We start from the raw sequence: 26,176 nt of genomic DNA, 5'->3' as shown, positions 1-26,176 counted from the left end.
GGTCAAGCGAGCAACGCTGTGACCAGCGCAATCGCCGGAATTGATGCCAAAGTGGTGACAAAAGCACTGTCGCGAGCCAGCACCATGCCGCGGCGGTAGCGACTCGCGTAGATGAAGACGTTCTGAGCCGTCGGCAAGGTGGAGACGACGACGATCGCGAACAATTGGTGGCCGTCGATGCCGAGTAGGAAATGCGCCATCAGATAGGCGAGCACCGGTTGAACCACAATTTTGAGCGTCGACGCCAAGGCGACATCACGTCGGGGGCTCGAGCCCTTTTCCAATACACGCACGCCGTACAAGGACAGCCCGAACGCGAGCAGAGCGCCGGGAACGGACGTGGCCCCGATCAGTTCGAACGGCTGCATCAGCGCCCGCGGTGGTGCCCAGCCGACAAGTGCAACCGTCAAGCCTGCCGCACCGGCCAACACGATCGGGTTCTTGAACGGAGCGGTCACCGTGTCGATGAGCGACAGCTTCTCGGCGTCGTGGCCACGCAAGGCAGTGAGATCGAGAATCGTCAACGCGATGGGGGAGTAGACAACGATCTGGAACAGCAGCAGCGGAGCAACAAATGTGGCGTCGCCCAGCACAAAAACAGCGATGGGAATACCGAGGTTCGCAGAGTTCACGTACGACGCGGAGAGCGCGCCGATCGTCAGTTCCGGTAGCGGCCGATCCAGCCAGATCTTGGCCACAAGGACGTACAACGCGCCGACGGCAAAGGCAGTGGCCGACGCTACCGCGAGGGTCGGGGAGAAGATCACCGACAGATCCGACGACGCGAGTGTCGTGAACAGCAGAGCCGGCGTAGCGACAAAGAACACGAGGCGGCCCAGAACGAACTGCCCGTGATCGCCCAGAGTGCCCAGACGCCCCAGCAGGTATCCGATTGCGATCACCACGAAGATGACGGTGAAACCCGCAACAACTCCCGACACGCTGCGGACACCTCTCTGCTAGGGAAATACGGGCAAGAAAAAGGCCGCGCAGTCGATGACTGCGCGGCCTTTCCTGAAACTGATTACCGTGCGGCGGTGAAGGGGAGCAACGCCATCTCGCGTGCGTTCTTCACTGCAACGGCGACCTGACGCTGCTGCTGCGGGGTCAGGCCCGTGACACGACGGCTACGGATCTTGCCACGGTCCGAAATGAACGTGCGAAGCAAGTTGATGTCCTTGTAATCGACATGCGTGATCTTCGCTGCGAACAACGGGTTCTTCTTGGGCTTACGTCCCTCTACGGGACGTGGCTTCTTCGACGGTGAACGCTTGACTGCCATCCGACTTCCTTACCAGCTCGACTTGTGTACGCCAGGCAGTTCCCCGCGGTGCGCCATTTCTGGCACGTGTCCGGGAGAGCCCGAACTTCCGCAGGTGGCCGCGCGGACGTCCATCCGCAGCGTCTCGATTGCGTAATCCTACCGGACTCGCGCCGCCGTGAGGACGTTGCAGGGTCGCCTGGGCTTTTGTGTGCTTTTCCGGGGAGCTTTTCGGGGAGTGAATCCGCTGCACCGGCGACGCGCAGACTGGTCGGAACCATCCGATTCGGGGTGTTGGATCTCAATCGAATCCGGCCGTGGGATCCTTGGCCGGTGCTGCTGACGATCCTCGAACTGGTGGGCATCGTGGCGTTCGCGGCGTCCGGTGCTCTGGTGGGCGTCACCAAGCGACTTGATATTTTCGGGGTGTGCTCGGTGGGAGTGTTCACCGGTATCGGCGGCGGTATCGTCCGAGACCTCCTCCTCGGTGTCCATCCGCCGAGTTCCTTGAGTAGTTGGCCGTACTTCGGTACCGCCGCGGTGACGTCGCTGGTCGTCTTCTATCTGCACGAGCCGCTCAACAGATTGCGTCGTGAAATCCTGGCGCTCGACGCACTGGGAATGGGGCTGTTCGCAAGTACCGGCACCATCATCGCGCTGGAGAACAATGCCAGTTCGCTCGCCGCGACGTTGATCGGCGCTACCGCCGCGATCGGGGGCGGCGTGATCCGTGACGTTCTCGTCAACGAGGTACCGCTCCTGCTCCACAAGGATCTTTACGCGGTGCCGGCTCTCCTCGGCGCTGCGTTGGTGGTCACAGTTTCGGAGTTCGGACTGTCTACGAACGGCGCGCTGGTGTGCGGCACCGTATTTGCCGCAGTGTTCAGATTGCTTGCGTTATGGCGTCATTGGAGCCTGCCCGGACCCCGGCGTACCGAAGACTGACCGCGACACGCCGAAGAGCAGAATGGGCCCCTCTCAGCCCAGTCTCAGCACATACGTCCAAACTGTCGGTATGCGTATTTTGGTGGTCGACGACGACCGAGCGGTTCGCGAGTCGCTGCGGCGGTCGCTCAGCTTCAACGGCTACACGGTCGAGCTCGCGGTCGACGGACTCGACGCACTCGAAAAGATCATCGCCAACCGTCCCGACGCCGTTGTTCTCGACGTCATGATGCCGCGCCTCGACGGTCTCGAAGTGTGCCGCCGTCTGCGTAGCGCCGGCGACGATCTGCCCATCCTCGTGCTCACCGCCCGTGACTCGGTCAGTGAGCGCGTCGCCGGCCTCGATGCGGGTGCCGACGATTATCTCCCCAAGCCGTTCGCTCTGGAAGAGTTGCTCGCCCGCTTGCGTGCGCTGCTCCGCCGGACTGCGCCGGATCCGGACGCCGATTCCGAGATGATGAGTTTCGAGGACCTCACCCTCGACCCCGTCACCCGCGAGGTCAAGCGCGGCGAGAGGTCCATCAGCCTCACCCGGACGGAGTTCTCACTCCTCGAAATGTTGATGGCGAACCCGCGCCGAGTCCTCACTCGGGGGCGCATCCTCGAAGAGGTGTGGGGATACGACTTCCCGACCTCCGGAAACGCACTCGAGGTCTACGTCGGGTATCTGCGTCGTAAAACCGAAGCAGACGGTGAACCGAGGTTGATCCACACCGTCCGCGGAGTTGGCTATGTCCTTCGGGAGACGCCGCCGTGATCACCGCTCCGTTCGGGAAGAGTGCCGAACCGAAGAACTCACAGATCCCCGCCGGTACGTCGGCGGGGATGCGCCCCCCGATGCAACTGACCCGATCGGTGTCGTTGCGTTGGCGGGTCACACTGCTCGCGGCGTCCGTCGTGGCGATCGCTGTGGCTGTCATGGCCATCGCGGCCTACGCCGTTGTCTCACGCGCGCTCTATGCCGATGTCGATCACCAATTACGCACCCGCGCATCCGTTCTCATCGACAGCAACGTCGTGCGGTTCGATCCGCGATACATCAGCGGCGCGACGCTCTACACCACCGATATCAGTGTTGCTCTGATCTTCTCGAATCTCGATACCTACCAGCCTCCCGGCTCCGACGTTCCGATCGGTGACGCCGAAATTGCGGTGGCACGTGGAATTTCCGACTCGTCGCTACGTACCGTCGACGGGCAGCGTGTACTCGCGCAGCGGACTCACGACGGAAGCGCTTTGGTGATCGCGCAACGGCTCGAGCCCACCGTCGCAGTGCTCGATCGGCTTGCCTGGGTGCTGTTCGTCGTCGGCGGATGCGGTGTCATCCTGGCCGCGGTGGCCGGGACAACAGTGGGACGCACAGGTTTACGGCCGATCGCACGATTAACGGCTGCGACCGAGCGAGTGGCCAGAACCGACGATCTGACCCAGATCCCGGTAACCGGCAGTGACGAATTGGCGCGTCTGACCGAGAGTTTCAACACGATGCTCCGGGCCCTCTCCGAATCTCGGGAGAGGCAAAGCAGACTCGTCGCCGACGCCGGCCACGAATTGCGCACACCGCTGACATCGCTCCGGACCAACATGGAACTTCTCATCGCGTCGAGTCGGCCGGGTGCACCGCAGATCCCGGACGAGGACATGAAAGAACTGCGCGCCGACGTCGTCGCACAGATCGAAGAACTCTCTACCCTCGTTGGCGACCTGGTCGATCTCGCTCGGGAGGATGCACCCGAAACTGTCTACGAGAGAGTCGATGTGAGTGACGTCGTCGAACGCTCACTCGAACGAGCGCGTCGGCGCCGCAACGAAATCGAATTCGATGCCGTGACCACACCCTGGTTTGTCTACGGCGATCAAGCCGGTCTCTCGCGCGCAGTCCTCAACGTCCTCGACAACGCCGCGAAGTGGAGTCCGAAGGGTGAAAAGGTGCATGTCGACATGCGTCCCGTCGGCCAAGGCTTGTTGGAATTGACGGTCAGCGATGCGGGACCGGGTATTCCGGAGGAGGATCGGGAGTTGGTGTTCGATCGTTTCTACCGGTCCACGGCGGCGCGTTCCATGCCGGGATCCGGACTGGGACTGGCGATTGTGCGTCAAGTCGTGATCAAACACGGCGGCACTATCGCGATCGACGAATCCGATCGGGGTGGGGCACTGGTTCGGATTGTGCTGCCAGGTGAACCGGGGCCGACCGCCGCGTAAGCATTCGAGCGGGAATGATTGAGTATTATGTTCGGGGCTAAGGCTTTTCGTCGCCCCTGAGCCAAAGTTCGAGCCAAAGATTGTGAATTCACTGCAAACTCTGGGCAAAGTGACAGGTACGTCTCAGCGCCTTCTCAGCCGCGCAAGGCAGGCTTGTCGTCAACACAGTTGTGACCGCCGTGGGTGGTCACCGAGACGAAAGCGAGCCGATGACCGACGACCGCAATATCGACCCGACCCGGCCCGAGCAGCCCAACAGCGAACCTACCCAGGCGTACCCGACGCAGCAGCCGTACCCCGCGCAGGGCTACCCGACCCAGCAGAATCCGACCCAGCAGACTCCCGCGCCGGAGTCCGGGGTACCGCGCAGTCCGTACCAGCCCACCGAATCGTTCGGGCAGCAGCAGGCGGCACCCGGTTACGGTCAGCAGCCCACCGCATCGTTCGGACAACCGCACGGTGCGCACGAGGCCGCATACCAACAGCAGGCGCAACAGCAGTCGCCGTACCAAAGTGCGGGTAGCCCTGGCGGACCGGGAACCCCAGTCCCCCCAGCGCTTCAGGGACCGAACGCTGGTGAACCCAAGCCGAAATCGAAGCGCATGGCGCTGGTCGCCGGAGCGCTCGCTCTGGTGTTGGTCAGTGGTGGCGTCGGCGGCGCTGTCGGTGCGATCGTGGCTGACAACAACAGCGGCGGTGCCGCCGTCACCAATTCGCTCAACGCTCCCAAGCCGAGCGCAACCAACACGTCCAACGCGCCGGCCGGATCGGTGCAGGCAGTGGCCGCGAGGGTTGTCCCCAGCGTCGTTCAGATCGAGGTTGCAACAGCGCAGGGGCAGGGCGGTGAAGGTTCCGGCGTGATTCTGTCGTCCGACGGACTGATCCTGACCAACAACCACGTTGCCGGCGCTCAGGGCGCGCAACTTCGCGTCGCGTTCTCCGATGGAACCAAGGCTTCGGCAACCCTCGTCGGTGCCGACCCGGTTTCCGATATCGCCGTCATCAAGGTCGACGGCCGCAATGACCTGACACCGATCGACCTCGGCACGTCCGCGGACGTCCAGGTCGGGCAGCAGGTTGTGGCGGTCGGATCTCCACTCGGCCTGGCCGGCACGGTCACCGAGGGCATCATCTCCGCTCTCGACCGTCCCGTCTCCACCAGCGGCGAGTCGGGCAACCAGAACACCGTCATCGACGCTCTGCAGACCGATGCGGCCATCAACCCGGGTAACTCCGGTGGCGCGCTGGTCAACATGGACGGTCAGCTGATCGGCATCAACACGGCGATCGCTTCACTGGGAGCATCGTCGGGTGGCCAGGGCGGCTCGATCGGCCTCGGCTTCGCCATCCCGATCGATCAGGCCCGGCGGGTGGCCGACGAGTTGATCAAGACCGGCAAGGCAACGCAGGCCATGATCGGCGTGACAGTGCCTTCGCAGGACAACGCGGATGGCGCAACCGTCATGGATGTCACTGCTGGCGGTCCGGCAGACAAGGCCGGTATCCCCAAGGGCGCTGTGATCACCAAGGTCGACGATCGTGTTGTCGCAGACGGTGATTCGCTGATCGCGGCAGTGCGTTCACATGCGCCCGGCGACAAGGTTTCGATCACGTACACCGACGGCGGACAGAGCAAGACCGTCGACGTGACGTTGGGAACTGCTCCGGCGCAGGGCGTCCGATGACCATCGGCGATCTGCCGACGATCACCCCGATCTTCGGCCGGATCGCAACCGATCCGGAGCGCGGCACTACGGTAGAAGGTATGGAACTCGAAGCCACCTCGGCCGGCCGCGCTCTGGTCGTCATCGTCGACGATCGCACAGCCCACGGCGACAACACCGACTCCATCGGTCCACTGGTCACGGAGTTGCTCAATGAAGCGGGATTCCTCGTCGACGCGACGGTCGCCGTCGCTGCTGACGAGGTGGAGATCCGCAACGCTCTCAACACCGCGGTGATCGGTGGTGTCGACCTGGTGATCTCGGTCGGAGGCACCGGAGTGTCGCCGCGTGACGTGACACCCGACGTCACGGCCGAGGTACTCGACCGTGAGATCCCGGGAATCGCCGAAGCACTCCGGGCGTCCGGCCTGTCAGCCGGATCCCTCGAAGCGGGCTTGTCCCGCGGACTGGTCGGAGTTTCGGGCAGCACTCTCGTCGCCAACCTGGCGTCGACGCGCCCCGCGATCCGCGACGGCATGGCGACCTTGACGGCATTGGCGAGTCACGTCATCGCCGAGCTTTCCAGCCTCGAGGGCTGAGCTGCGGTGTCCGAGCACAAGGATCCCGGCAAGAAGGCGGTCGACAAAGACAAGCTGGCGCGCATTTTCGGGGACGTGTTCCCGGAGACGACGTCGGACGAACGAGGTCCCGAAGGATCGTCGAGTTCGTCCGACGACGACTGGTTGCGCGGACAGGTACCGCCTCACCACGGTGGATAGATACAGCGGCGGATAGACACAGCGGCGGATAGACATGAATAAGGCCCTCGCGGACGTAAGTCTGCGAGGGCCTTATCTGTGGTCGAGCCGCTTTACTCCAGAGTCTTGGCGTGAGCGCCGCTGTCGGTGCCGTCAGCGTTGGAAGCGAGGATGTCGCGGATCTGGATGAGCAGATCCGTTTCGCTGGCTTCCTTGTCCTCGGGTTCGGTCGCAAACTTCTTCTTCGCTGCATTTGCGGGCAGGATCAACACGAAGTAGACGACGGCGGCGATGATGATGAAGTTGATGATCGCGGTGACTACGGCGCCGAAGTTGAGAAACGTCTCGCTGGTGTCGCCGGTGAGCTGAATACCCCAGCCGTATTCGTTTCCTCCGCCGATCGAAGCGATGAGGGGGTTGATGATGTTGCTCGTGAAGGCGGTCACGATCGCTGTGAAGGCCGCGCCGATGACAACTGCGACGGCCAGGTCCAGCACGTTCCCGCGGAGTAGGAAATCCTTGAATCCCTTGAGCATTTCGGTCTCCCTGAATGTGGTGTGACTAGTCTTCGTGTGGCGTCCGGTTATTGGGCTCTCCGGAAACAACCGATTGCGAAAATCCTAGAGGAGCGGACCCGGATATGTTCGCTCACTGAAACGTCACCGTGATCGCATTGACCAGTGAGGCCCCGGCGACGCGGGTGGCAGCTTCGGTGGGCAGAGCCAGCATTATTATCTGTTCACGCTGGTTACTGGCATTTTCTGCCGCCGTGACGAGGACGACGACTGCCCCGGTAGCCAGGATCCGGGGCGCGGCGTCGGTCGATGTTGCGTCCGGTGTGTCGGCGCCGACTGTCAGCACGTCGACAATGTCGCCGCTGCGCAGTATGTCCGCTACTGCGGCGTCAGCGAGGCGCACCGGGACAATTCGAGCGTCGTCGATTCCGGTGGATTCTCGGGCCGAACGCGGGCCGAGAATCCTGATGTCGGTGACAGTTTCGCCGCGTCGCATCGGACCGACAACCGTTCGGCCGAGAACGTCGGCAGCGTTGGTGACAGCCCCGTCGGGGATCTGATCTGCAGTGAAGTCCCCGGTTCCGAGATCGTCGAGGGTGATGGTCTTTCCCGGTGCGACGTCGCGGGCGGCGGTGACGACGCTGATGCGCTCGGAATCGGGACTTCCACGAAAGAGCAGAGCGATCCCGAGTATTGCAAGAATCAGTGCGGCGACCTTGCGAGCGGTTGCGCTCCGCACACGATTCGGCCTTGCCAGCGAGATCAATCTGTCGAGGGCACTCGGAGTGAGATCGAGTCGGGCGGGATCACGCGGCCGGAGGAAGCGAGAGAAGACGGGTGGCATAGACGAACGGTAGGACCGGAAGTATGAATTCCGGTCCTACCGTTATTTGTCTGTGGACAACCTGACGCTTGTGGAGAAGCGGGAGAAGCGTCTGCCGTGAATCAGCTGGCAGCGGCCTTTGCCGGAGCCGGAGTGCTGGTCGACGAGGACGTTGAGGAATCCGACTTGGACTCGACCTTGACCGCCGGTGCCGAATCGCTCTTCGCGGGTTCGCTGGCAGATCCGGAACCACCGCGGCTGTCGGTGCGGTAGAAACCGCTGCCCTTGAATACGATGCCGACCGAGTTGAACAGTTTACGGAGCTTGCCGGAGCAGGCTGGGCAGACCGTCAGCGAGTCTTCACTGAAGGACTGGACGATGTCGAAACGGTTGTCACATTCCGTACATGCGTATGAGTAGGTAGGCACCGGGCTTCCTCCGCATTGTGATATCGAGCAGTGTTCTGACACTGCAGCTGTTAGCACTCTACAAGTGACAGTGCCAACAGTGCGAATTACGTGTCTATTCCCACTGGCTCGGAAGGGGTCGTCGACTCACCGATTCAGGCGGGTCAAACCCGCGCCCGGTGTCAGAGCCCAGCCCATCGAAATATCGTGGGGATCGGCGGGGAGGTGCTCTACGAGTTCCGAGTCGCGGACGATAGCGACGAGGCGAGTTGTCGGAGACACCATTCCGAGAGTGCGGTCGTAGTACCCGGCGCCGCGTCCCAGCCTCGTGCCCCGGAGATCCACGGCAAGAGCGGGGACAAAAACAGTGTGGGCGAGCGCGACGGTCTCCGGGGGCAGGACTTGCCCGACTGGTTCTCGCAATCCGTACGACGCCGGACGCAATGCATCGACACCGGTGTATTCAACCCAGCAGAGTGGGCCAGGTTCACCGGTGATCGGTAGCAGCACACGATCAGCAAGTGAAGCCAGCGCGTCCAACAGGTCGGTAGAACCCGGTTCGGTGCGGGTCGGAACGTACGCGCAGACCGTCGTATCCGGGGTAATCGCGGCGATCGCATGTCGGGCCAGAGCTGCCGATTCTTCGCGCCGTATGTGTTCCGACACATTGGCTCGTTCAGTCAGGACAGATTGTCGCCATTGCACTTTTCCTCGAGGTTCCACCACTTCACGATAGGCATCGTGATGACTGACAGGTAACAACCTGCAGTTAGGGTGTTGGCATGACAGACGTTGTTGCTAGCAACAAGAAGGCATTCCGCACGGCCGTGGTTCCGGCTGCCGGATTGGGTACGCGCTTCCTGCCTGCCACCAAGACCGTCCCGAAGGAACTACTGCCCGTGGTGGATACACCGGGCATCGAACTGGTCGCCGGTGAGGCCGCTGATTCCGGGGCCGAGCGCCTCGTCATCGTGACGTCACCAGGCAAGGACGGCGTTGTCGCACACTTCGTCGAAGACCTCGTTCTCGAAAGCAAGCTCGAGGCGAGTGGCAAATTCGCCCTCCTGGCCAAGGTGCGCAAGGCGCCGGGTCTGCTCGAGGTCGATTCGGTGATTCAGGAACAGCCTCTCGGATTGGGACACGCAGTCGGTTGCGCCGAGGTACTCCTCGACGACGACGAAGACGCCATCGCAGTTCTCCTTCCGGACGACCTCGTGTTGCCCCGCGGAGTGCTCGAGACCATGGCGAAGGTACGTGCGAAGCGCGGCGGCTCGGTTTTGTGCGCCATCGACGTTCCCAAGGACGAAGTCAGCGCTTATGGAGTTTTCGACGTCGAGATCGTTCCCGACGCGACCAATCCTGACGTCCTGAAGGTCATCGGCATGGTTGAGAAGCCGGCTATGGAGGACGCACCGTCCACCTTCGCCGCGGCCGGCCGTTACCTGCTGGATCGGGCAATCTTCGACGCACTTCGACGCATCAAGCCCGGAGCGGGTGGCGAGTTGCAACTGACCGACGCCATCGCGCTTCTGATTGCCGAGGGACACCCCGTGCACGTCGTCGTGCATCGCGGGACTCGACACGATCTCGGAAATCCCGGCGGTTACCTCCGCGCTGCGGTTGACTTCGCACTGGACATGGACGATTACGGCCCGTCGTTGCGAGAGTGGTTGACCGCTCGCCTCGAACGCTGAAGTAGTTCGAAACTGTTCCGACGGGAAGTTAACCAGTATCGAGATGTCCGGCCGCTCACGTGGCAAGGCATCATGGGGCTGAGTAACACGAGTTTCGCGACAAACAGGAGGACGCAGACCACATGCGGTCGGTTGAGGAGCAGCAGACCCGGGTTACAGCCGCTGCAGTTGCGCCCCGGCCGGTTCGTGTCGCCATTTCGGAGGCGCAGGGGTTGCTCTGTGCGGAAGAAGTGGTTACCGAGCGGCCGCTGCCAGGGTTCGATCAGGCTGCGATCGATGGATACGCCGTCCGCAGTGTCGACGTCGCGGGCGCCGGAACGGACCTGCGCGGCGATGACGGCGAGCCGATAGATCTGAACCTCCCGGTTGTCGGCGAGGTCACTGCGGGTTCTCGTCAGCCGATCCGCTTGCAGCCCCGACAGGCTGTTCGCGTCGATACCGGTGCGCCGTTACCCACGCTTGCCGACGCGGTTCTGCCGTTGGAGCACACCGATGGTGGCCGTGCGCGTGTCCGGGTGTTCCAGCCCGTTCGTTCCGGTGACTACGTACGACGCGCCGGCGACGACGTGCAGCCCGGGGACGTGGCGGTTCGCTCCGGAACGATCATCGGCGCAGCTCAGGTGGGATTGCTGGCCGCCGTGGGCCGGGACAAGGTTCTTGTTCACCCGCGCCCGCGGCTCTCGGTCATCAGTGTCGGCGGCGAGTTGGTGGACATCGATCGCACTCCCGGCCCCGGTCAGGTGTACGACGTAAATTCGTACGCGCTGGCTGCGGCTGCTCGCGATGCCGGCGCAGACGTGAACCGTGTGGGTATTGCCGGATCCGACGCGCGACGGTTGCGTGAGGTTGTCGAGGGGCAGCTGATTCGGTCCGAGATCGTGGTCATCGCCGGTGCTGTCGGGGGTGGCGCTTCCGACGAGGTTCGGGAAGCGCTGTCGGAACTGGGCTCGCTCGAAGTCGAGCGCGTCGCGATGCACCCGGGGTCCGTGCAAGGTTTCGGACAGTTGGGCCGCGACGAGGTCCCGACGTTCCTCCTACCCTCGAATCCCGTGAGCGCGCTCGTGGTTTTCGAGGTCATGGTTCGGCCGCTCATTCGCATCGCGCTGGGACGTCGTCAGCCGATGCGCCGCATCGTGAAAGCCCGGTCGGTGGGCACCATTACGTCGATTGCGGATCGCAAGGGCTTCCTCCGCGGACAGTTGATGCGCGACGAAGCGACGGGGGAGTACCTGGTCCAGGCGCTCGGCGGCGCAGCCGGAGCGTCATCGCACCTGCTGGCGACGTTGGCCGAAGCCAATTGCCTGGTGCTTGTCGATCGAGATGTCACGGAAGTTCAGATCGGTGAAATCGTCGACGTAGCGTTTCTCGCCCAGCGTGGGTGAATCGCTTCGACCCGTCGCGGTGTCGGCCCTTCAACCCGTCGCGGTGTCGGCCCTTCAACCCGTCGCGGTGTCGGCCCTTCAACCCAGTGAGGTGTGATGTCAGTCCATCCTGGATGGCCGGAAAAGTTGGGTCCGCTTCGGGTGTCTGCCGGAGTTGTGACGCTCCGGCCGATTCGGCTGCGTGACGCGTCCACTTGGAGCCGATTGAGAATTCGCGACCGGGAGCATCTCGAGCCGTGGGAACCGACTGGTGAGTCTCCGTGGGATGCGCGTCATCACGTCACGGTCTGGCCGTCGCTGTGTGGAAGTTTGCGGTCCGAGGCACGCAAAGGCCGGATTCTGCCGCTGGTGATCGAACTGGACGGCAACTACTGCGGTCAGATCACCATCGGCAACATCGTTCGGGGCGCATTGTGCTCGGCTTGGGTGGGCTACTGGGTCGCTTCCGATGTCACCGGTGGCGGTGTTGCGACGGCAGCGGTGGCTCTCACTCTCGATCACGCGTTTTCGCGGGTCGGGTTGCACCGGGTCGAGGCCACTGTCCGTCCGGAGAATTCGTCGAGTCGGGCCGTGCTCCACAATGCCGGTTTCCGTGAGGAAGGCTTGCTCCGTCGGTACCTCGATGTCGACGGGCAATGGCGTGATCATGTCCTGGTCGGGATGACGGTAGAAGAGATTCCCATCACAGTTGTTGATCGACTCGTTCGCGCCGGCCGCGCGTCGTGGGCATGAAAACCTCAGTTAAACGACAGTTACCTCATCGGTAACCGGACATAACGCTCAGTAATAGTCGTTGCGAATTCAACTTTCGGACAAAGGAATTCCGGCGGATCGGGCAGTTCGGTTCGGTACGCGTGTGACACATGAGTAAGGTGGGGTTCGGCGCGTCGGCAACGATGCGAAGGCGTCGGCCGTTAACCTGAAAGCATCAACGGCTGGCATAGGTGCTGGTAGGTGATCGTAAGGAGGTCGCGGCATGCCTAGTTCATTCGTGTGGATCGGGCTCGTGGCCGTCTGGTTGTTCGTTCTGGTGCCGATGCTCGTGAACAAGCGCCCCAGGATTCGCCAGACCAGCGAAGCAGCACTCGCGACTCGCGTACTACATCGCGGCGACAGTAATCCTGTGCGACGTGGACCAGCAGCCGGACATCGAAGCGATCCGACTTGGCAACCCGAACCAATGCGAAGCAGCTACGACGCGGAGGACCAGATGGACACTCACGCAGAAGATGACGACTACGCGGGCGCTCGCGCCCCGGTCAGGGATTTTGTGCCTGTCCGACGCGGTCGCGGTGGATTTGACCCCGAGGCCGACGCGATCGCCCGAGAAGCGCGCTACACGTTTCGGCAGCGCACACTCCTCGGTTTGGCTTTCCTCGCAATCATGGCCGGTGCTCTTGCACTGATCGTCTCGCCGATCGTGGGGTGGCTGTGCGCTCTCTCGTTCGCGGGTCTCGGCGGCTATCTCGCGTATCTGCGCCGGCAAGTGCGGATCGAGCAGGAAATCCGTCGTCGACGGACCGAACGGCTCAACCGCTCCCGTCTGGGCGTTGAGTCCCACACCGACGAAGAACTTCGACTGATCCCGGCCAGACTGAAGCGTCCGGGTGCAGTTGTACTCGAAGTCGACGATGGTGACCCGGCTTTCGACCACCTTGATCACTACGAGGAAATGCCCAGGCAGGCGGAGATGCGTCGAGCATCCGGGCAGTAAATCGTCCACCATCTCGGAGGCGGTAATTCGAGGGGCCGGATTCGGTCCTGCTAGAGTTGCCGAGCAACCGCCGAGGCGGTAGCACGGGGCTGTGGCGCAGTTGGTAGCGCGCTTCGTTCGCATCGAAGAGGTCAGGGGTTCGATTCCCCTCAGCTCCACCGAATATCAATATCAGCTCGAGCAAGAATCAGGTCCTCCGACAAGCGTCGGGGGACCTTTTCTCATCCGGACAGTTGGTCGACAAAGCGGACTGTCTCGCGGAGAATGTGGTGAACGTGTGCTGTGTCATACCCGGATTAAGGTCAAATTCGATCCACTCTCCCGCCGGTTGAGGCATGATTCCCTGGTTCAGCTATTTTCTAGGCATGTAACGATGCTTGGGTGACAGCGATAAGTACAGTGGTTCGAAGCACAGTTGCATGCAGCTAGAACGTATTTTTCGGGGAGGAAACCGATGAGCCAGCCACGACGGCTAGCCATGACGCTTGTAGCTGGGTTGTGTCTGACGGGGATGGGGTTCCTTGCTGTTTCCGTGTATCCAGCCATGGTTTCTGCCCAACCCGGTGTAAACGAGACCATCAGCGGAGATGACGTTGTTCCCCTTGGTGACGTTGTTCCCCTTGCAGGCGCCAACAACGGCGGCGGCAACAACACCGGTGAGGGCAACAACGGTGGCGGCAACAACACCGGTGAGGGCAACAACGGTGGAGGCAACAACACCGGCGGCGGCAACAATAATTGCCACCACCACTGCCCGACAACGACCACTCCGGTAGTGACGACGACAACCACTCCGGTAGTGACGACGACAACGACTCCGGTAGTGACGACGACTACGACCGAGCCGGAAGTTACGACGACCACCGAGAATCCGGAGGTTACGACGACCACCGAGAATCCGGAGGTTACGACGACCACCGAGAATCCGGAGGTTACGACGACCACGACGGATCCGGAGGTTACGACGACAACCGAGGATCCGGAGGTTGCGACGACCACGACGGATCCGGAGGTTACGACGACCACGACGGATCCAGAGGTTACGACGACAACCGAGGATCCGATCGTGCCTCCGGTGACGAACGGCCCGGGAGACAAGTCTTCGAGCAGTTCACCTGTCTCTTCGGAATCCGAGGCGTCGACAAGTTCGGAACAGTCCGATGAATCTTCTGCTGCGGTTGCGCCTGCTGGACCGGACAACCCGCAAGGTCCGTCCGCGAATGGTGGAGGGCCTGCGCCGGCGCCTGCCGGCGGACCTGCGTCCGCATTGGGTGTAACACCGGCAGCTCCCGAGGTTTTGGCTGCACCGGTACCGATCGTTGTTCCGCAGCAACCAGTTTCGCCGAATGTTGCGGTCTCGGCAGCCGGCTCCGATCCCCAGGCTCTGCCCATGGTCTTCACACACGGATTGCCTCCGATTCAGAATGCTGCTGCAGTGGTGGGCGGTGTCGCCGGAATGGCGTTGGTTGCCGCCGGTGCGGGAGCATTGACCTTCCGAGGTGCGTCCGTGCAGAAGGCGCGGTTGGTTGCCGCACGAGCTGAATTCTTGGCTCCCCGGTCCGGAAGAGGTGTGTGAGGCGTGCTGACAACTAGACGGTCGCATCGCCGAGTTCTTGCTGCGGTGGACGCTGTCTGTGATGCCGCAGCGTCCTCGGAAGCTGTGACGTTGTTGACTGTTGTCGAGGCTGTTGCCTTGGAACGTGAGCGTCCTATCGAAATTGATTTGGATACTCCGCTCGCAACGGGTGTATGCGGTCAGCGACGGGCGTATGACGATCATGACGTGATTGTTCTCGCGCCAGGTCTGCCCAACGTCGAACGGACTCTTGCACATGAGTTGGGGCACATTGTATTTCGGCATGAAGGTGCGGAGATCGCCGAGGCGACGCTGGAAGCCAGTGACGATTTGATCGCCTACATGCTGAGTCAGCGATCCCTTCGCCGCAATGAGCCTGTTCCGATGGACGACATTGCTGAGTGGGAAGCGGAAACTTTCGCATCGATGCTGCTTATGCGACTGAAAACGATGAGTGGCAGGGGAACACCGTTGTCGGTTCTGCGGTATGACGAGGCGATCGGATGATCGCTTGGGCTATTGCCTTGGTGGTGTGGATTGCAGCTGGTGCAAGACTCGGTCGAGTGGTGGCGAGGGCGGCCACTCCGCTGCGCACGGCGATGGTGATCGTCGGCTTCTGTGTTGCCTTGATGGCTACCGTGTTGGTTCCGGGCGTGTGGGACATCGTCGAACGAGTTGCCCCTGATCAGCATTTTTCGGCGATGGTTGTTGTCGTGCTGTGGGTTTTCTTGTCTGCGGCCAGTGCCGTCGGCGCAGTTTCTGCGTGGCCCGTGATGACGCGTTCGGCGATGCGAGGCATTGCGATCGTGTTGTATACGGTCGGCCTGTTGGTCTCCATCGCGGTGGGATTCGGCTATCCGATCCCGGCTTTGATGTTTGTGATCACCTCATTGTCGTTGGTGATCTCGACTGGGCTCAGGCATGTGGCGTGGGCTCCGCTGGGGCGTGGAATCGCATTGATCGTGCTGGGCTCGATAACGCTCTTGATTGTTGTCGTGGTCATGTTGGTCGAAGCGATTCGTGGAACGAATTCACTCGAATCAGGCGTCTGGACCGGCACCGGCGTGGGGTTTGTGTCGGCAGCGAGTTTGTTGATCGCATTGGGCATCACGTGGGTGCTGGCCGAGACGTGGGTGCGCGCACGGTTGGATCTGATGCGTCTGCGTCGTATGCACGAACTGCTGGTGAAGCGTTTTCCCGAGGTTGTTGATGCTGACAGTGCTGCCAGTACATCGGTTCTGCGAGCGTCTGATGTGATTGCGCAGATCATGGATGCCATGTACATCCAGGCGGGCGCCGGCATGTTCGATGTCGGCGGGCGTGAGCCTCCGCGGTCGATTGCGTCGCATTCAGGGATTTTGGCTGGGTGGATCGAGGATCCACTCGGCTCGGATGTTCTTGATACCAGGTGGATTGCACCCCCGGGCGGTATGTCCGCCCGGCGATGGGTTTTGGTTGTGGCTCGGGATCATGAGAAGTTTCGAAGTGATGTGGATACGACAAAAGCAGGTCGATAAGTACTGATCGACCTGCTCAGTGTCGTCCCGGGAGTTCCGAGCCCTCAGTCAGCGTGATGCGTCTGGTGGAACTTCAGGCAGTCCTTCACTTGCGCGAAGCTTCTCGGCCATCGTTGTGAGAAGGTTCTGCGATTCTTCGGACAGGTCGAATGCTCGGCTCGACAGTCGACGCAGACCGTAGCCCTGGAGCTGCGCAAGCAGTTCGAGGTCGTGATCGATCTTCGCGGCGTAGATGTCGTTGAAGAAGTAGTCCGGCTTCACCTTGAAGAAGCGCGCAAAAGCAGCGACAGTCTCGTCCGACGGGTTCGTGCGCTGTCCCGATCGGAGCTGTGAGATGTAGGGCTTGGAAATCTGGTGGCCGTCCTCGATCAACGCGGAGGCAACCTCAGCGTTGGTGTGAGGCTTGCGCCCCGGAGGATGGACACTGTCGAACAGTTTGTTCAATCGTTCTGCAAAGTCAGCCATTGTGAACCGCCCCGTAATCCTCTCTAGCCAGCAATTGTTCTTCCAGCGAATCCTACGATAACACGCGGATAACCGATTGGTAGCTCGCTGTAGTCCGTTTAATGGACGAATTCTCGAAGGAGGGGCTGCTCACATTGTGAAGGTTGACGCCCGTCCCGTTAGTGGTTGAGGCAATTCTTGTGGCGATGGCTATCGAAATTGGTCCCAGTGCGAGGACTTCTTCAACCTTCCTCGCGCAGGGTATTGTCACCGTAACGAACCGTTTACCCGTTTTGGTCGCAGTAGCTAAACATTAACCCGGTTTTGCAATCCACTCCTGGCCGGGAAACTGCAGTTCAGGCCATTGTCGAGTCATGTTCATGCGACGACGCGGGCTGCGGGAAGGTTCGGATTGTCACTGACCGTGATGTGTGCCACTTCGGGCGAGGTTCGTGCAGCGTCAACAGGGTGCCGGCGCTAGCCAGGGCGTGCTGAGCGGTGCAGGATTGTGATATGAAACACACCGTGAGTGACGAGGAATTGCGCCGCGCCATCCGTGCCCTCCAGGACCGGGCGCTCGATGCACGCAAACGAGGTGACGGAGCTGCGGCGGAAGAGATCGAGCGCACCATGCGCGACTATCAAGAGCAGATGGCACAGCGCCTGTAGTTGCATACTGCTGTAGTCGCAACGGTTCTGCGCACCGAGTTTGGTGCTCTGCCTTTTCCTTCCGGTACGCGGTTGTGCGTGCGTAGACTTCCCCGCATGTCTACAGAGCTAGCGCGGGGGAGAGTAAGGCCATGCCGGTAAGGTCGCTCGAAGGAAAGAAGTGCCTGATCACAGGTGCCGGTAGCGGAATTGGTCGGGCAACTGCTATTACTGCGGGCGCGGCGGGTGCCGAATTGTTTCTGACCGATATCAATAGGTCCGGCCTGGACGAGACCGTCGAAGCTATCAGCTCTGCCGGCGGCACGGTCAGCGTTGCGCAGGCGTTCGACATTTCCGATTACGAAGCAGTGAAACAGTTCGGCGCGCAGGTGGCAGAGCAGTTCGGCTCGATGGATGTCGTGATGAATATTGCGGGCATCTCTGCTTGGGGAACTATCGAGAATCTCGAGCACCGGCATTGGCGCTCCATGGTGGAAGTCAACCTGATGGGTCCGATCCACATCATGGAGACGTTCATCCCGCCCATGATCAGTGCAGGTAGGGGTGGGCACCTGGTCAATGTCTCGTCGGCAGCCGGTCTGCTGGCGCTACCCTGGCATGCGGCGTACAGCGCCAGCAAGTTCGGCCTGCGCGGTGTCTCGGAGGTCTTGCGGTTCGATCTGAAGCGTCATGGCATCGGGGTGAGTCTGGTTGTTCCGGGTGGGGTCAAGACGCCGCTGGTCGGTACCGTCGAGATTGCTGGAATCGACCGAGACGATCCGCGAGTGCAACGACTGGTGCACCGCTTCGAGAAGCGGGCAGTCACACCCGAGAAGGTAGCGTCCTGCATCGTTGCGGGTGTCCAGAAGAATCGCTATCTGGTTTATACGTCGAATGACATTAGATTCGGCTATTGGTGGGCCCGTAAGTTTTCTCCGCCATATGAATTTGTCATGCAGAAAGCGAACGATCAGTTTGGTAAATTGCTACGGCGCCCATGATTTGCTACTCGGATAGGACTTTCGCGGATTTCCGCGGGGACTAAGGTCATCGTTATGTCCAAGGGGTTTCGATACGGCATCGAATTTCGCTATCCGGTGGCGGAAGTTCACGCGACTTTGACAGATCCAAGATATTGGAAGGTTCGACTCGGCGAGCTGTATTCGAGTGCCGACATCGAGGTTGGCGACGGTTCGATCAGCGTGTCGGTTGCCGAAGACCTCGATTCGTCGGCACTTCCCGGATTGGTGTCGAAACTGGCGCCCGATCGGCTCGGCGTCGAGCGAGCCGATCGGTGGGGACCGTTGGCGGGAGGCCGAGCGGATGGTTCCGTGACGGGAACCGCTCACGGGCTGCCGATTCGGATCGAAGCGAACCTCGAACTGGCGGAATCGGCGCAGTCACACGCAGTCCTCAACGTCGTGGGCAGCGCGGAGGTGAAGATTCCCGTCCTCGGTGGCCAGATCGAGAAACTCGTGAAAAAGATGGTCGAGGACCTTCTCCATCGGGATCGCGACGCAGTGGAAGCATTCCTCGCCGATCAGCGTGACTTCGACCAGCGTGACTCGGAACAGGTCGACTGAGCAGGACGCTCGGAGCTATTCCTCCGTCACACGTTGCAACTCGGCGTGCAGGTGATGTGTAAGCGGAGTCTGATCGTGAGCCATCCACACGTCGTACGTCAGTGTGTCGTTGTGTACTCGCAGAACCCGGCGTACGTCGAGTACAGGCTTGGCATCCGGTGAGGCCGCCAACGTCAGCAACGTCAACGAGAGTGTGCCGTCGGCCTCGATCGTTCCTCGGTGGATCTCGACGAAGCCGGTGGGCTGGGTGACCAGCAATTCGACGTCACCGCCGGCGACCGGACGCAGATATCCCGATTCCATGTGGAGGGGGCGACCGTCGGGAAGCCCGCGAGTTCGCGAGGTGTACGTCAGAAACGGTTTGGGCGTCGGGGCGAACACGATTTCCTCGGAATACTCGAAATCGTCGATGGTGGGGAAATGTCCGCTGCCCGTTCCGGCCCAACGGCCACGCAGCATCTCCACTCCTGTGGGTTCACCTTCGGGTCGCTGCTGTTGTGTCGTCATCAATTATTCCTCTCGCCGGTGTCGGCCATCAGATTACGCATCGGCGGGAATAGTGTTTGTCCATGAACGGTTCTGGATCCGTCCCGCTCGGCGTCGACTCCGAGGTTGGCAGGCTGCGGTCGGTCATTCTTCATCGCCCCGGCGACGAATTGAAACGGTTGACTCCACGGAACAACGATCAACTGCTGTTCGACGGTTTGCCGTGGGTGGATCGAGCGCAAGACGAACATGACCAGTTCGCGGCGGTATTGCGGGAACGTGGCGTCGAAGTGCTGCTGCTCGCAGACCTGCTCACCGAGGCATTGTCCGTGAGCGGCGCGGCCCGGATCCAAGGTATTGCTGCGGCAGTCGATACGCGCAGGATCGGGCACGCCCTGGGGCAGCATCTGTCGTCGTATCTACGTAGCGTTCCGCCTGCCGAGTTGTCATCGATCCTGACGGCAGGCATGACGTTCGACGAGTTGCCGGTCGATGCGACGTCGACCTCGCTGGTACGGCGGATGCACCATGGTGGGGATTTTGTGATCGACCCCTTGCCGAACCTACTGTTCACCCGAGACTCGTCGTTCTGGATCCGCTCGCGAGTAGTCATCACGTCCCTCGCGCTCTCGGCCAGAGCGCGGGAGTCCTCGATCACGGACCTTGTGTACGCGCATCATCCGCGGTTCCGCGGCGTGCGAAGGGCCTACGAATCACATACGGCTCCGGTCGAGGGCGGCGACGTCCTGCTGCTTTCGCCCGGTGTGATTGCCGTCGGCGTCGGGGAGCGTACTTCGCCGGCCGGTGCGGAAGCATTGGCGCGCAGCGTGTTCGACGACGAACTGGCGCATACGGTGCTGGTGGTTCCGATCGAGCAGCGCCGGGCGTCGATGCATCTCGACACGGTATGCACCATGGTGGAGACCGATGCGGTGGTTATGTATCCGGCAATTCAGGATACGTTGTCGGCCTTCACTATTCGACGTGAAGACAACGGTGTCAGTATTCGTGGCGCGGACCCCTTCCTCGAGGCAGCCGCCGACGCCATGGGGATCGCGAAGCTGCGGGTCATCGATACCGGGCTCGACACGGTGACTGCGGAACGTGAGCAGTGGGACGACGGAAACAACACTCTTGCAATCGAACCTGGTGTGGTGATCGCGTACGAGCGAAACGTGGAAACCAACGCTCGTTTGGAGGCGTCGGGGATCGAGGTGCTGCGGATCGCGGGTTCGGAGCTGGGATCAGGTCGGGGCGGTCCCCGGTGTATGTCCTGCCCGATCGCCCGCGATCCGTTGTGACTGGGGTCGCTCAGAGGATTGCTTCGACCTTGTCAGCCGGCCGGGCGAGGACGGTGCCCTTGTCAGTGACGACAAAGGGGCGTTCGATGAGAATCGGGTGTTCGATCATCGCGTCGAGGATCTCGGACTCGGATGCGTCGGCGAGTCCGAGTTCCTTGTACTCGGTTTCGCGCTTGCGAACTGCGCTGCTGGGGGCGAGTCCGGCGTCGGAGAGGAGTTTTTCCAGCTCTGCGCGGGTAGGCGGGTTATCGAGGTACATGACGACGGTCGGTTCGATGCCGCGTTCGCGCAGGAGTGCAAGGACGGTGCGCGAGGTGTTGCACCGGTTGTTGTGAAAGATCGTTGCGGAGGACATGTTTGTCATTGTGCCTGGTGTGAATGCGCCTGAAGTATCGACATACCTGAAGTATCGAAGTGAGCGGAGAAGATGATGACGGAACATCGGAGTGTCGACGAACGACGAGTTGCGATTGCCGGGGGTCACGGCAAGATTGCGCAACACCTGACGTTTCTGCTGGCAGGGCATGGCGATCGGCCGGTTGCGTTGATCCGCAACCCCGCGCATGAAGGTGCCGTGCGGACCTTGGGCGCGTTTCCGATCGTCGTCGATTTGGAATCCGCAACGGTCGACGAGGTGGCAAAGGTGCTTGCCGGGGCCGATGTCGCTGTTTTTGCCGCGGGTGCCGGTCCGGGTAGCGGGATTTCGCGTAAGGACACCGTTGATCGTGCGGCTGCAATCCTCTTTGCCGACGCAGCGGAAAAGGCCGGCGTCCGTAGATTCATCCAGATCAGTGCGATGGGTGCTGGTGAACCGGCTCCGGCCGGGACCGACGACGTATTTGCGGCGTATCTCGAGGCGAAGACGGCTGCCGAGGAAGACTTGCGAGGCCGCACGGAACTGGATTGGACGATACTTCGGCCGGGGTTGCTCACCGACGACGATCCGAGCGGCGAGGTAACGCTGGCGGAGCCGCCGAGCTCACGCGGAGCGGTCACGCGGGCCGATGTGGCTGCGGTGATCGAGGCGTTGATCGACGCGCCCGCGAGTATCGGCAAGACGTTGGTTCTGACGTCCGGTCCGGATCTGATTCGTGATGCGGTTGATGCGCTGTGATGACGAATATCGCAATCGATCACAGTTCGTCTGTTGCCCCGTACGACCAACTGCGGCAACAGATTATCGAGGAAGTTCAGTCCGGAGGGTTGATTGCCGGGGCCAAGATCCCGACGGTTCGGGCCCTGGCGTCGGACTTGGGGCTAGCGGCCAATACCGTCGCGAAGGCGTATCGAGTGCTCGGTGAGCAAGGAGTGATCGAGACCCGAGGGAAGCAGGGCACGTTTATCGCTTCAGGGACGGATCCCGTGCGGGCTCGGGCGGAGCAGGAAGCGACGTCTTTCGTGAAAAGTGTGAGGGCGCTCGGGTATTCGAACAACGAGATCGTGGAAATGGTGGAGGCAGCATTGAGGGGTGCGTGAAACCGTTTAAGTTGACGCTTCAACCTAAAACTGTCAGGCTTGCATCATGAATTCGTCGATTGCTCGTGACCTCGGAACGCTGATCGCTCGTATCGGCCTCGGCATCATCTTCATTGCCCATGGTTGGCAGAAATTCTTCACCTACAAGATCGCCGGAACCCAGGCGGCATTCGAAGGCATGGGCGCACCGCTGCCCAAGGTGTCCGCGGTAGTTGCGGCCACTGTCGAACTCGGCGGGGGAATCCTGCTCATTGCCGGCGTCCTGACCCCGCTCGTCGGCGCACTCCTGTTTCTCGACATGGTGGGAGCCTTCTTCATCGTCCATTCGGGCAACGGCATTTTTGTCGACAAGGGTGGCTACGAACTGGTGCTCGCATTGGGCGTCGGAACGCTCTTGATCGCGACGATCGGGGCCGGACGCATCAGCGTCGACGGATTGATCGGCAAAGGCGACGGCTGGCTGAAACCTGCAGCATAAGACGGGTGTGGACGCGGGTTCGGCAGGCGCCGAGCCCGCTTCTCAGCTTGCTTTTGGCGATTGAAGTGAGCAACGTAGTGACGTATGGTGACGAAATCTGATCGATCCGAACAGAATTCCGGTGCCAACGAGGAGCAACTCGAAACCGGGTTTACTCGAGTAGGCGTACGGACCGACTACGTGGTGTTTTCCGTAGCGGCATTAGCGGTGTCGGCAATTGTCGTGTGGGGCCTCCTTGCTCCCGACAATCTGAACTCGGTAACGGGAAGTGTCCTCGACTGGCTGGTGGTCAACATCGGCTGGCTGTTCGTTCTCGCAGCGTCGGCGTTTGTACTGTTCTCCATTTATCTAGCGGTCAGTCGGTTCGGCGACATCCCGCTCGGCAAGGACGGCGAGAAGCCGGAATTCCGAACTGTCAGTTGGATTGCGATGATGTTCAGTGCCGGAATGGGAATCGGTCTGATGTTCTTCGGTGTCTCGGAACCGTTGGCGCACTACGTAAACCCGCCGCCCGGCACCGACGGCGGAGTGGGAACCGCTATGGCAACCACCATGTTCCACTGGGGATTACACCCCTGGGCGATGTATGCCGTTGTGGGCCTTGCGATTGCGTACGGATCGTACCGGCGCGGCCGCAAGCAGTTGTTCAGTTCGGCATTCATTCCGCTGCTCGGACGCAAAGCGGAAGGTCCCATCGGCAAGATTATCGACATCCTGGCAATTTTTGCCACTCTCTTCGGTACCGCAGCATCTTTGGGCCTCGGGGCACTACAGATCGGCTCAGGTTTCGAGGTGGTCGGCTGGATGGAAGAGGCCAGTGTCTTCCTGCTTGTCGCGATTGTCGCCGTGCTGACTTTGGCATTTGTCGCATCGGCAGTATCGGGCGTTTCCAAGGGAATTCAGTGGTTGTCCAACATCAACATGGTGCTCGCGTTGATTCTGGCGCTCTTCGTGTTCGTTCTCGGACCCACTGTCCTCATCCTCAACCTTCTGCCCACCACCATCGGCGCTTATGTGTCGGACCTGGCGCAGATGTCAGCTCGAACGGGAGCGTCGTCGAATCCGGAGACCGGGGCCTGGCTGTCGTCGTGGACGATCTTCTACTGGGCGTGGTGGGTGTCCTGGACACCGTTTGTCGGAATGTTCTTGGCGCGCATCAGTCGTGGGCGGACGATCCGTCAGTTCATCATCGGTGTCATCGCCGTTCCCACCACCGTGAGCCTGTTGTGGTTCGCGATCTTCGGCGGCGCCGGAATCGGTGAAGAACGCGATGGAATCGACTTGGCGAATCGTGGTTCCGAGGAAGCTCAACTGTTCGGGATGCTCGACAATCTCCCGCTCGCCGGGGTCACGACTATTCTGGTGATGCTGTTGGTGGCCGTGTTCTTCGTTTCCGGAGCCGACGCCGCCTCCATGGTGATGGGCACGCTGTCGCAGCGGGGGACTCTCGAGCCGAGTCGGTGGGTAGTCGTGTTCTGGGGCTTGTTGACCGGCGGGGTCGCGGCATTGCTGCTCTGGACCGGTGGTTCCGAAGCTCTCGACGGTTTGCAGACGATGACGATCATCGCCGCCGCGCCGTTTGTGCTGGTGATGATCGGCCTGTGTTTCTCGCTGTACAAGGATCTTTCGCACGATCCGATCATCGTTGCGGCGCGGGAACAGAAGCGGGCACTGCTGAGGCCGAAGAAGGTCAGACGGGGGACACGGCGCGAATCTTGAGAGCTACTTCCAGCTCGGTAGCCACAGGTGGCTCTGCCAGGATTCGGGCGTGATCGGCATGGCTGTGAGAATCGGCCACAGGTACACGAAGTTCGCGACTACAAGCCCGACGTAAAGACTGACCGCCAGTAGGCCGGTGGTGCGTCGCTCGACGGAGTCCGTCGCCTTGCCCAGTACATCGCCGAGCACCAGCGCAAATCCCATCACCATGAACGGGGCGAGCGCGACGGCGTAGAAGAAGTACATCTGGCGGTCCATCGTCGCGAACCAGGGGAGGTAGGCGGCGCCGTAGGCGGTGAGGACGACGGCGTAGCGCCAGTCGCGTCGTACAAATGTCTTCCAGATCGCCCAGGCCAGCATGGGCAAGGCCAGCCACCACATGGCCGGCGTGCCGATCAGCATGATCGCCTTGACGCAACTGGCGGCGCCGCAACCCGTCACCTGCTCGCCGTCGGCGTAGTAGTAGAGCATCGGACGCAGACCCATGGGCCAAGTCCATGGTTTGGATTCCCAGGGGTGATGGTTTCCGGCGGAGTTGGTCAGGCTGGAGTGGAACGTAAGTACGTTTCCGCTGTAGTACCAGAGGGAACGAAGGGCGGACGGAATGAAACTCCAGGTTCCACCTTCGCCGATCTCGTTGCCGACGGCATGGCGGTCAACGCCGGTCTCGCTGGCAAACCAGGCCCAGTAGCTGGCCAGGTAGACGCCGATCGGGATGATCACCAGCGCGTAGAGAGCCGGGCCGATGTCGCGGATCGCAGTGCCGAACCACGGCCGCTCGACGCGGTACGCGCGGCGAGCCGCCAGATCGAAAGCGACGCTGAGCAGTCCGAAGAAGAGAATGAAATACATGCCGGACCATTTGGTACCGCAGGCCAGGCCGAGCAGAATGCCGGCGCCGAAACGCCACCACCGAAATCCCAGACGGGGACCCCATTCGGAATCGCCGATCCGGCCCTCGTTGTAAGCCTTCGCCAGTCGCTCACGCACTTGGTCACGGTCCACGATGAGGCAACCGAGTGCCGCGAGAACGAAGAAGGCCAGAAAAATATCGAGCATTCCCAACCGCGACGAGACGAACGTAACTCCGTCGGCGATCAGCAGAATGCCGGCGAGCGCCCCGATCAGTGTGGACCGCGTCATCCGACGGACGATCCGGACGATCAACAGCACCATCAGGGTGCCGACGAGTGCCGACGAGAATCGCCATCCCCAGCCGTTGTAGCCGAAAAGCGCTTCACCGATCGCGATCATCTGCTTGCCGATCGGCGGGTGAACCACCAATCCGTATCCCGGGTTGTCTTCGATCCCGCCGCCGGTCAGGACCTGCCAGCCCTGCGGCGCGTAGTGCTTTTCGTCGAAGACGGGAGTGCCGGCATCCGTCGGATACGCGAGCATCGTGAAACGCGTGATGGCGGCGATGGCGGTAATGACGGCGGTGACTATCCAGCCACGAAATCTGTCGGTCGGACCGAAGTCAGGGTCCGGAACGAGCGGTGCCGGACTACGCACTACCCGATCGCCCGTGGCGGGCGTTGGCCGCTCGTCCGTCTGCACAGTCACTCGGCAATCGTAGGCTG

The 26,176-nt window shown here is 61.5% G+C and carries 31 protein-coding genes, 1 tRNA gene and 1 pseudogene; 22 read left to right on the top strand and 11 right to left on the bottom strand.

All coding sequences use genetic code 11. From position 1 onward, the window contains the following. Window positions 1–2: 2 nt before the first annotated feature. The 3 genes and pseudogenes from BDB13_RS26690 to BDB13_RS31790 all read right to left on the bottom strand — a co-directional run. Entirely contained in the window at window positions 3–941 is a 939-nt protein-coding gene (locus BDB13_RS26690) for an AEC family transporter (RefSeq protein WP_094274428.1), read from the bottom strand. An 83-nt stretch (window positions 942–1,024) separates the two neighbouring features. Continuing rightward, window positions 1,025–1,282 carry a 30S ribosomal protein S18 gene (gene rpsR / locus BDB13_RS26685; RefSeq protein WP_003946414.1) on the bottom strand — a complete coding sequence of 86 codons (258 nt, stop codon included), beginning with the start codon at window positions 1,280–1,282 and terminating at the stop codon, window positions 1,025–1,027. Between the two features lie 9 nt (window positions 1,283–1,291). Beyond that, window positions 1,292–1,394: pseudogene (locus BDB13_RS31790) on the bottom strand (30S ribosomal protein S14); the annotation flags it as partial. Window positions 1,395–1,594: 200 nt separating this feature from the next. On the opposite strand from BDB13_RS31790, the gene BDB13_RS26675 reads away from it, so the two are divergent. From BDB13_RS26675 to BDB13_RS32280, 6 genes are all read left to right on the top strand, one after another. Next, a complete protein-coding gene (locus tag BDB13_RS26675) occupies window positions 1,595–2,206 on the top strand; it encodes a trimeric intracellular cation channel family protein (RefSeq protein ID WP_094274427.1) in 612 nt (203 codons plus the stop codon). 70 nt (window positions 2,207–2,276) lie between these two features. Beyond that, complete coding sequence (locus BDB13_RS26670) at window positions 2,277–2,963, top strand: response regulator transcription factor (RefSeq protein WP_094275239.1); 687 nt, start codon at window positions 2,277–2,279, stop codon at window positions 2,961–2,963. A gap of 68 nt (window positions 2,964–3,031) precedes the next feature. Further along, complete coding sequence (locus tag BDB13_RS26665) at window positions 3,032–4,411, top strand: HAMP domain-containing sensor histidine kinase (RefSeq protein WP_254923065.1); 1,380 nt, start codon at window positions 3,032–3,034, stop codon at window positions 4,409–4,411. Between the two features lie 209 nt (window positions 4,412–4,620). Then, window positions 4,621–6,096 carry a S1C family serine protease gene (locus BDB13_RS26660; protein ID WP_094274425.1) on the top strand — a complete coding sequence of 492 codons (1,476 nt, stop codon included), beginning with the start codon at window positions 4,621–4,623 and terminating at the stop codon, window positions 6,094–6,096. A gap of 80 nt (window positions 6,097–6,176) precedes the next feature. Beyond that, window positions 6,177–6,674 (top strand): MogA/MoaB family molybdenum cofactor biosynthesis protein, encoded by a 498-nt coding sequence (locus BDB13_RS26655; protein ID WP_185564609.1) that lies wholly within the window; start codon window positions 6,177–6,179, stop codon window positions 6,672–6,674. A gap of 6 nt (window positions 6,675–6,680) precedes the next feature. Continuing rightward, on the top strand, window positions 6,681–6,854 hold the full coding sequence (locus tag BDB13_RS32280; RefSeq protein ID WP_169634954.1) for a hypothetical protein: 174 nt from the start codon (window positions 6,681–6,683) through the stop codon (window positions 6,852–6,854). Window positions 6,855–6,946: 92 nt separating this feature from the next. On the opposite strand, the gene mscL is transcribed toward BDB13_RS32280, so the two are convergent. The 4 genes from mscL to BDB13_RS26635 all read right to left on the bottom strand — a co-directional run bounded on the left by mscL (window position 6,947) and on the right by BDB13_RS26635 (window position 9,301). Continuing rightward, window positions 6,947–7,369, bottom strand: coding sequence for a large-conductance mechanosensitive channel protein MscL (gene mscL, locus BDB13_RS26650; protein WP_094274423.1), 423 nt, complete (start codon window positions 7,367–7,369; stop codon window positions 6,947–6,949). A gap of 112 nt (window positions 7,370–7,481) precedes the next feature. Further along, on the bottom strand, window positions 7,482–8,192 hold the full coding sequence (locus BDB13_RS26645) for an SAF domain-containing protein (protein WP_094274422.1): 711 nt from the start codon (window positions 8,190–8,192) through the stop codon (window positions 7,482–7,484). 101 nt (window positions 8,193–8,293) lie between these two features. Beyond that, a complete protein-coding gene (locus BDB13_RS26640) occupies window positions 8,294–8,599 on the bottom strand; it encodes an FmdB family zinc ribbon protein (protein WP_094274421.1) in 306 nt (101 codons plus the stop codon). 126 nt (window positions 8,600–8,725) lie between these two features. Further along, entirely contained in the window at window positions 8,726–9,301 is a 576-nt protein-coding gene (locus tag BDB13_RS26635) for a 5-formyltetrahydrofolate cyclo-ligase (protein ID WP_094275238.1), read from the bottom strand. A gap of 59 nt (window positions 9,302–9,360) precedes the next feature. Here BDB13_RS26635 and BDB13_RS26630 point away from each other — a divergent pair, with 59 nt between their 5' ends. The 8 genes from BDB13_RS26630 (at window position 9,361) to BDB13_RS26595 (ending at window position 16,461) form a co-directional block, all read left to right on the top strand. Further along, entirely contained in the window at window positions 9,361–10,272 is a 912-nt protein-coding gene (locus tag BDB13_RS26630; RefSeq protein WP_094274420.1) for a UTP--glucose-1-phosphate uridylyltransferase, read from the top strand. Window positions 10,273–10,394: 122 nt separating this feature from the next. Beyond that, the gene (gene glp / locus BDB13_RS26625) at window positions 10,395–11,654 is read left to right on the top strand and encodes a molybdotransferase-like divisome protein Glp (RefSeq protein WP_094274419.1); all 1,260 of its coding nucleotides are present in this window, start codon (window positions 10,395–10,397) and stop codon (window positions 11,652–11,654) included. A gap of 96 nt (window positions 11,655–11,750) precedes the next feature. Next, on the top strand, window positions 11,751–12,386 hold the full coding sequence (locus BDB13_RS26620; protein WP_094274418.1) for a GNAT family N-acetyltransferase: 636 nt from the start codon (window positions 11,751–11,753) through the stop codon (window positions 12,384–12,386). A gap of 244 nt (window positions 12,387–12,630) precedes the next feature. After that, window positions 12,631–13,368, top strand: coding sequence for a divisome protein SepX/GlpR (gene sepX, locus BDB13_RS26615; RefSeq protein ID WP_094274417.1), 738 nt, complete (start codon window positions 12,631–12,633; stop codon window positions 13,366–13,368). A gap of 85 nt (window positions 13,369–13,453) precedes the next feature. Then, window positions 13,454–13,526 (top strand) — tRNA-Ala (locus BDB13_RS26610). A 296-nt stretch (window positions 13,527–13,822) separates the two neighbouring features. After that, entirely contained in the window at window positions 13,823–14,944 is a 1,122-nt protein-coding gene (locus tag BDB13_RS26605; RefSeq protein WP_141210698.1) for a hypothetical protein, read from the top strand. A gap of 6 nt (window positions 14,945–14,950) precedes the next feature. Beyond that, a complete protein-coding gene (locus tag BDB13_RS26600; RefSeq protein WP_094275237.1) occupies window positions 14,951–15,451 on the top strand; it encodes an ImmA/IrrE family metallo-endopeptidase in 501 nt (166 codons plus the stop codon). After that, window positions 15,448–16,461, top strand: coding sequence for a hypothetical protein (locus BDB13_RS26595; RefSeq protein WP_094274415.1), 1,014 nt, complete (start codon window positions 15,448–15,450; stop codon window positions 16,459–16,461). The genes BDB13_RS26600 and BDB13_RS26595 overlap by 4 nt, the downstream gene beginning before the upstream one ends. Before the next feature lie 48 nt (window positions 16,462–16,509). Here the strand turns inward: BDB13_RS26595 and BDB13_RS26590 are convergent, their stop codons facing one another. Continuing rightward, a complete protein-coding gene (locus tag BDB13_RS26590) occupies window positions 16,510–16,926 on the bottom strand; it encodes a helix-turn-helix domain-containing protein (protein WP_033234244.1) in 417 nt (138 codons plus the stop codon). Window positions 16,927–17,418: 492 nt separating this feature from the next. Here BDB13_RS26590 and BDB13_RS32275 point away from each other — a divergent pair, with 492 nt between their 5' ends. The 3 genes from BDB13_RS32275 (at window position 17,419) to BDB13_RS26580 (ending at window position 19,136) form a co-directional block, all read left to right on the top strand. After that, window positions 17,419–17,574 carry a hypothetical protein gene (locus BDB13_RS32275; protein WP_169634945.1) on the top strand — a complete coding sequence of 52 codons (156 nt, stop codon included), beginning with the start codon at window positions 17,419–17,421 and terminating at the stop codon, window positions 17,572–17,574. A 131-nt stretch (window positions 17,575–17,705) separates the two neighbouring features. After that, complete coding sequence (locus tag BDB13_RS26585) at window positions 17,706–18,554, top strand: SDR family oxidoreductase (RefSeq protein WP_094274414.1); 849 nt, start codon at window positions 17,706–17,708, stop codon at window positions 18,552–18,554. A gap of 54 nt (window positions 18,555–18,608) precedes the next feature. After that, window positions 18,609–19,136, top strand: a complete 528-nt coding sequence (locus BDB13_RS26580) for a DUF2505 domain-containing protein (RefSeq protein ID WP_094274413.1) — start codon at window positions 18,609–18,611, stop codon at window positions 19,134–19,136. Between the two features lie 15 nt (window positions 19,137–19,151). On the opposite strand, the gene BDB13_RS26575 is transcribed toward BDB13_RS26580, so the two are convergent. Continuing rightward, window positions 19,152–19,643 carry an FABP family protein gene (locus BDB13_RS26575; protein WP_169634942.1) on the bottom strand — a complete coding sequence of 164 codons (492 nt, stop codon included), beginning with the start codon at window positions 19,641–19,643 and terminating at the stop codon, window positions 19,152–19,154. A gap of 62 nt (window positions 19,644–19,705) precedes the next feature. Between BDB13_RS26575 and arcA the strand changes: the two genes are divergently transcribed. Continuing rightward, window positions 19,706–20,923 carry an arginine deiminase gene (arcA, locus tag BDB13_RS26570; RefSeq protein ID WP_094274412.1) on the top strand — a complete coding sequence of 406 codons (1,218 nt, stop codon included), beginning with the start codon at window positions 19,706–19,708 and terminating at the stop codon, window positions 20,921–20,923. Window positions 20,924–20,933: 10 nt separating this feature from the next. On the opposite strand, the gene arsC is transcribed toward arcA, so the two are convergent. Further along, window positions 20,934–21,287 (bottom strand): arsenate reductase (glutaredoxin), encoded by a 354-nt coding sequence (arsC, locus tag BDB13_RS26565; protein ID WP_094274411.1) that lies wholly within the window; start codon window positions 21,285–21,287, stop codon window positions 20,934–20,936. A gap of 66 nt (window positions 21,288–21,353) precedes the next feature. Here arsC and BDB13_RS26560 point away from each other — a divergent pair, with 66 nt between their 5' ends. From BDB13_RS26560 to BDB13_RS26545, 4 genes are all read left to right on the top strand, one after another. Beyond that, window positions 21,354–22,037: an SDR family oxidoreductase gene (locus BDB13_RS26560; RefSeq protein WP_094275235.1), complete on the top strand. Its 684-nt coding sequence runs from the start codon at window positions 21,354–21,356 to the stop codon at window positions 22,035–22,037. Next, window positions 22,037–22,399 carry a GntR family transcriptional regulator gene (locus BDB13_RS26555; RefSeq protein ID WP_094274410.1) on the top strand — a complete coding sequence of 121 codons (363 nt, stop codon included), beginning with the start codon at window positions 22,037–22,039 and terminating at the stop codon, window positions 22,397–22,399. Before BDB13_RS26560 ends, BDB13_RS26555 begins: the two co-directional genes overlap by 1 nt. Before the next feature lie 46 nt (window positions 22,400–22,445). Continuing rightward, window positions 22,446–22,877: a DoxX family protein gene (locus BDB13_RS26550; RefSeq protein WP_094274409.1), complete on the top strand. Its 432-nt coding sequence runs from the start codon at window positions 22,446–22,448 to the stop codon at window positions 22,875–22,877. Window positions 22,878–22,961: 84 nt separating this feature from the next. After that, the gene (locus BDB13_RS26545) at window positions 22,962–24,596 is read left to right on the top strand and encodes a BCCT family transporter (protein WP_094274408.1); all 1,635 of its coding nucleotides are present in this window, start codon (window positions 22,962–22,964) and stop codon (window positions 24,594–24,596) included. A gap of 3 nt (window positions 24,597–24,599) precedes the next feature. On the opposite strand, the gene BDB13_RS26540 is transcribed toward BDB13_RS26545, so the two are convergent. After that, entirely contained in the window at window positions 24,600–26,159 is a 1,560-nt protein-coding gene (locus BDB13_RS26540) for a dolichyl-phosphate-mannose--protein mannosyltransferase (RefSeq protein ID WP_094274407.1), read from the bottom strand. Window positions 26,160–26,176 lie beyond the last annotated feature (17 nt).

The sequence above is a fragment of the Rhodococcus sp. OK302 genome, assembly GCF_002245895.1.
Taxonomy (GTDB): domain Bacteria; phylum Actinomycetota; class Actinomycetes; order Mycobacteriales; family Mycobacteriaceae; genus Rhodococcus_F.
Note: the sequence above shows the minus strand (reverse complement) of the source record. Positions and strands in the feature narration are given on the sequence as shown.

Bases quoted from the DNA above. Each gene is read 5' to 3' on its own strand.
- BDB13_RS26670 (WP_094275239.1), top strand. From the start codon at position 2,277: ATGCGTATTTTGGTGGTCGACGACGACCGAGCGGTTCGCGAGTCGCTG.
- rpsR (WP_003946414.1), bottom strand. From the start codon at position 1,282: ATGGCAGTCAAGCGTTCACCGTCGAAGAAGCCACGTCCCGTAGAGGGA.
- mscL (WP_094274423.1), bottom strand. From the start codon at position 7,369: ATGCTCAAGGGATTCAAGGATTTCCTACTCCGCGGGAACGTGCTGGAC.
- BDB13_RS26605 (WP_141210698.1), top strand. From the start codon at position 13,823: ATGAGCCAGCCACGACGGCTAGCCATGACGCTTGTAGCTGGGTTGTGT.
- BDB13_RS26655 (WP_185564609.1), top strand. From the start codon at position 6,177: ATGGAACTCGAAGCCACCTCGGCCGGCCGCGCTCTGGTCGTCATCGTC.
- BDB13_RS26620 (WP_094274418.1), top strand. From the start codon at position 11,751: ATGTCAGTCCATCCTGGATGGCCGGAAAAGTTGGGTCCGCTTCGGGTG.
- arcA (WP_094274412.1), top strand. From the start codon at position 19,706: ATGAACGGTTCTGGATCCGTCCCGCTCGGCGTCGACTCCGAGGTTGGC.
- BDB13_RS26555 (WP_094274410.1), top strand. From the start codon at position 22,037: ATGACGAATATCGCAATCGATCACAGTTCGTCTGTTGCCCCGTACGAC.
- BDB13_RS26585 (WP_094274414.1), top strand. From the start codon at position 17,706: ATGCCGGTAAGGTCGCTCGAAGGAAAGAAGTGCCTGATCACAGGTGCC.
- BDB13_RS26580 (WP_094274413.1), top strand. From the start codon at position 18,609: ATGTCCAAGGGGTTTCGATACGGCATCGAATTTCGCTATCCGGTGGCG.
- arsC (WP_094274411.1), bottom strand. From the start codon at position 21,287: ATGACAAACATGTCCTCCGCAACGATCTTTCACAACAACCGGTGCAAC.
- BDB13_RS26645 (WP_094274422.1), bottom strand. From the start codon at position 8,192: ATGCCACCCGTCTTCTCTCGCTTCCTCCGGCCGCGTGATCCCGCCCGA.
- BDB13_RS26545 (WP_094274408.1), top strand. From the start codon at position 22,962: ATGGTGACGAAATCTGATCGATCCGAACAGAATTCCGGTGCCAACGAG.
- BDB13_RS26550 (WP_094274409.1), top strand. From the start codon at position 22,446: ATGAATTCGTCGATTGCTCGTGACCTCGGAACGCTGATCGCTCGTATC.
- BDB13_RS26590 (WP_033234244.1), bottom strand. From the start codon at position 16,926: ATGGCTGACTTTGCAGAACGATTGAACAAACTGTTCGACAGTGTCCAT.
- BDB13_RS26660 (WP_094274425.1), top strand. From the start codon at position 4,621: ATGACCGACGACCGCAATATCGACCCGACCCGGCCCGAGCAGCCCAAC.
- glp (WP_094274419.1), top strand. From the start codon at position 10,395: ATGCGGTCGGTTGAGGAGCAGCAGACCCGGGTTACAGCCGCTGCAGTT.
- BDB13_RS26560 (WP_094275235.1), top strand. From the start codon at position 21,354: ATGACGGAACATCGGAGTGTCGACGAACGACGAGTTGCGATTGCCGGG.
- BDB13_RS32275 (WP_169634945.1), top strand. From the start codon at position 17,419: ATGAAACACACCGTGAGTGACGAGGAATTGCGCCGCGCCATCCGTGCC.
- sepX (WP_094274417.1), top strand. From the start codon at position 12,631: ATGCCTAGTTCATTCGTGTGGATCGGGCTCGTGGCCGTCTGGTTGTTC.
- BDB13_RS26575 (WP_169634942.1), bottom strand. From the start codon at position 19,643: ATGACGACACAACAGCAGCGACCCGAAGGTGAACCCACAGGAGTGGAG.
- BDB13_RS26665 (WP_254923065.1), top strand. From the start codon at position 3,032: ATGCGCCCCCCGATGCAACTGACCCGATCGGTGTCGTTGCGTTGGCGG.
- BDB13_RS26630 (WP_094274420.1), top strand. From the start codon at position 9,361: ATGACAGACGTTGTTGCTAGCAACAAGAAGGCATTCCGCACGGCCGTG.
- BDB13_RS26595 (WP_094274415.1), top strand. From the start codon at position 15,448: ATGATCGCTTGGGCTATTGCCTTGGTGGTGTGGATTGCAGCTGGTGCA.